The 4314-nt window shown below is 62.6% G+C and carries 1 pseudogene; it reads right to left on the reverse strand.

The window, feature by feature from the left end:
* A pseudogene (locus ROA7023_RS23030) lies at positions 1–3787 on the reverse strand (hypothetical protein); the annotation flags it as partial.
* Between the last annotated feature and the right edge of the window lie 527 nt (positions 3788–4314).

The following is a 4314-nucleotide window of genomic DNA, read 5'->3' on the forward strand; positions in this document are numbered from 1 at the left end:
CCGAGCCGCCGCGGATGTCATCATCCCCGTCGTCGCCCCGCAGCGTGTTGGTCCCGTTCTTCACCAGAAGGTCGTCGTCGCCCTTCCAGCCCCTTAGATCATCATTTCCTGAATAACCCGTTACCCGGTCATTGCCCGAACCACCCGAGCCGACATCATTTCCGTTGCCGCCGTTAACGTCATCGTCACCAGTGCCGCCGTATATGGTGTCGTCGTCGTTGCCGCCGATGATGAAATCGCGGCCCGAGCCGCCGTCGATGACGTCGTTGCCATCGTCGCCGCGCAGGGTGTTGTTGCCGCTGATGGCGTAGATCTCGTCATCGCCCTTCCAGCCGCGGAAGGTGTCGTTGCCCGTGCCGGTGACGATGATGTCGTCGCCGGACCCGCCGGAGCCATGGTCATTCCCGCTGCGCCCCTCCAGCCGGTCGTTGCCCGCGCCGCCGTAGAGCGCGTCATCGTCGGCGCCGCCGTCGAGGAGGTCGTCATCAGCGCCGCCATCGAGCGTGTCGTTGCCCGTCTCACCGTTCAGGGTGTCGTCATTCTCTTGCCCGAACATCAGGTCGTCGTCGTTTCCGCCCCAAAGCTGATCCACGCCCGTGCCGCCAAAGAGCGTGTCGTCGCCAGAGCCGCCGATCAGCGCATCCGCGTTGTCATCACCCTCCAGCCGGTCGTTGCCAATGCCGCCCCAGAGCGTGTCGAGTCCCGCGCCACCAGACATGCTGTCGTCGCCGACATCGCCGGACAGCACGTCGTTGCCGTCGTCTCCGACAAGCGTGTCCGTGCCGTCTCCGCCGAACAACACATCTTCGTCGTCGCCGCCATAGAGGGTGTCGTCATCGGCCCCGCCGGCAAGGGTGTCATTGCCCGAATCGCCGTAGAGCAGATCGTTGTTCTCGTCCCCGTCGAGCACGTCATCGCCGGTCCCGCCGATGACGATGTCGTCCCCCAGGCCGCCCGCCAGGGTGTCGTTGCCGGAGTTGCCACCGATATTGTCCCGGCCGGTCCCGCCCGCGATCGAGTCGTCGCCAAGGTTTCCGATCAGCAGGTCGTTGTCCGCGCCGCCCTCAAGCGTATCGTTGCCGTCGCCGCCATAAAGACTGTCGTCCCCTATCCCGCCGGACAGGACATCGTCATTGTCGTCACCGTTCAGGGTGTCGTTGCCGGCCCCGCCGTTCAGGCTGTCGTCGTCGCCGCCGCCAAAAAGCTCATCATTGCCGGCGTCGCCCTCGAGCGTATCGCGCCCGTCGCCAGCGTAGGCCGTATCGGACCCGTCGCCGCCAAAGACGGTGTCCGCACCCGGTCCCGCGATGACGAAGTCGTTCTGTGCGCCGCCGAACAGGGTGTCGTTGCCGTCGTCGCCCTGAAGGTCATCATTGCCGTCACCTCCGCGAACGATGTCATTCCCGCGTCCCCCGAACATGGTGTCGTCATCGGCGCCGCCGAAGAGGTCGTCATCGTCATCGCCGCCGATGAGCCTGTCCTTGCCAACATCCCCGAAGAGCGTATCGTTGCCGGCGCCGCCATAGAGAACGTCCGCGTCGAACAGGGATGTGTCGGGCTCGTCGACCGATACATTCAGCCGGTAGGTCTCGCCCGCGGGGATCTCGCCGGTCGGACCAAGGGGGCACTGATCTGTGATGGCCCCGACGAGAACGTAGTAGCGTCCGCCTTCCTCGAACGTGTGTCGCAGGAAGGCGTCCAGAAGGCTGGCGCTGCCGGGATCGAGCTCGGCCTGGTCGTTGTTCCGGGCCAGCACCCGGCCGGTCCCGTCGACGATCACCAGCTCGCTGTCAAAGCCGGCAGAGTCGATGTCCAGCGTCACGGTGGTGCCCCGCGCCGTGATGTTCAGAACATAGAAATCGACCTGTGGCACCGTACTCGAGATCGCGCCGATCGAGCTGTGGGGCACCGTCGCGCTGTCCGTGACCTCGCCGTTGACCCCAAGACGGAAGGTGGCCGAGATGTCGATCGCGGTCGCAGCCGACCCGTTGCTGTCGTCCGCTGTCTTGGTCAACCCACCTGTGGCGGCGAAAGCGATGCCGGGATAGACGAAGGTGCCTGTCCCGTCCTCACGATCGCCATGAATCGTGTCATTGCCCGCCTCGCCAAGGATCGTGTCGGACCCGCCAAGACCCGCGATCAGGTTGTTCTGCGCGTTGCCCTGCACGACATCGTCGCCCGGGGTGGCTGGAAAGGCGCCGGGAAAGACGGTGAATTCACCCCAGTAGGAAAGGCCCGACTCCCTGGCAATATCCCTGACGGATTCGACTGTGCCGTCCCCCAGTAAGCGGTAGGGCTGGTACCCGTAAGGACCTGACGCGTTGAAATAGAGCGCCCCGTTGAATTCTGTGAAGTCGCTTGGAGTGGAATCGATACTCCCCGGTTTGATATCCTCGATCAGTTCGACCTCGCCATCCCCGAGTATGCCGTAAAGCTCGTCGCCGTCAGGACCTGTTGCGCTGAAATAAAGCGCACCGTCGAACTCGGTGAAGCCCTCTGGATTCGAATCGCCCGCCCCCGGATTGATGTCCGCGGTCAACTCAACCGTGCCATCCTCCAGCACACGATAAAGCTCGCGTCCGTTTGGCCCGGTCGCCGCAAAATAAAGCGCCCCTTTGAATTCCGTAAAGCCCGACGGATCGGAACTGACCGGAACGGCCGGATCGGTCTGTGGATTGATATCCGCGACCAACTCGACCGTGCCATCCCCGAGCAGACGGTAGAGTTCATTGTCCAGGTCCCGATCGACAGCCGAGAAGTAGAGTGCCCCGTTGAACTCTGTCAGGCCTTTTGGGACGGACCCCGAGGACGAGCCGTTGATATCCTCGAGTTGTTCGACAGCCCCACCTGCGAGCACGCGGTAAAGCTCCAGCCCACCGGACCCGGTCTCATCGAAATAGAGGGCTCCGTTGAACTCCGTGAGGACCGCGGAAGTGAAATTGCGCGGCGGGCCCGGAGGGATGTCAAATGCCAACTCGACATTTCCATTCTCCAGCACCCGGTAAAGGTCGCGTCCGGAGGGCCCGGTCGCGATAAAATAGAGCGCCCCGTTGAAGTCGGTAAAACCAAGCGGGTTGGAACCGTCAGGCCCGGTATTGATATCCTGAACGAGCTCAACGATGCCATTCCCCGTCAATCGGTAGAGCTCTGCTCCCTGCGGGCCCACCGCATTGAAATAGAGCGCCCCGTTAAACGCGACAAGGTCAGTCGGATATGAGCTGAAACCTGACGGATTGATGTCTGAAACCAATTGGACCGTATCGTCCCCCAGCACCCGGTAGAGTTCAACACCATAGTCGGTATTATACGCGGTGAAATAGAACATTCCCTTGAACTCGGTGAAGGTCCCGGGAGAGGAGCTGAATATTCCTTTGTCGATATCTGCGGCCTGTTCTACGGTGTCATCCCCCCGCAGACGGTAAAGCTCGTAGCCGTCTGCCCCGGTCGCCGAGAAATAGAGAACGGAATCGGGTGACCGGGTTTCGACCAGCACGGTGCCTGTCACCTGCGTGGCGCCCGGCCGGTCGACGGTATAGGTGAACGTGCTGCCGCCCAGTTCACTGCCCGTGCCGCTGACATAGCGCAGGCCCAGCAGCTGCCCGGCCGTCAGTGTCTGGCCGACCAGCAGGTCACGGCCGATCGCTGTCTGGACATCGCCGATATCCGGCAGCCCGGTCACGGTGATCGTGGCCCCCGACAGGTCGAACGGGGTGCCGATCCCCATCTCCAGCGTGCTGTCAGGCGCGGCGACGACGGCCTTCAGCCGGTCGGTCAGGGTATTGGTCATGTGGATGTCCTCTTCGAGGGTCGCCGCGCGGGGGCAGCATCAAGGCGCCGTGCGCCCTCGGAACGAAGGCAGGATCGTTGCCATCGAATCAGTGCAGTTCGATCGCTGAAGAAAGACGACCATACTCGGTTCAGCCTATACGAACGGAACGGCAAAGAACGAACATTCGTATGGCGGGCCGCAGATTGTGCGCATGCCGGCGGTCGGTCCGTCGCAGCCCATGCGTCCCTCGGCCGGACCCCATTCGTCCGTCCAATGTTGTCGCCGCCGCGCTTGCGCGTGACCTTGATGAGGATGTGTCGGCGCCACATTTCATCGAGCAATTCATCCAGCTTTTGCAAACAGGTATTGCGAGGACCGACGACCCATTGCTCGAGTTGAGGCTGTAGCGCCTGCATGGGAGATATGCCCAAAAGTTGGTGACGGCCATCATCAGGCGGCAGCGTGAAGTTGCTTGATACCGTCTTTGAAGACAATCCCTTGGATGACCTCGGGCAGACGGTTGGGCCCGGAGATCTTCCGCCACT

The sequence above is a fragment of the Roseisalinus antarcticus genome (assembly GCF_900172355.1).
Classification (GTDB): Bacteria; Pseudomonadota; Alphaproteobacteria; order Rhodobacterales; family Rhodobacteraceae; genus Oceanicola; species Oceanicola antarcticus_A.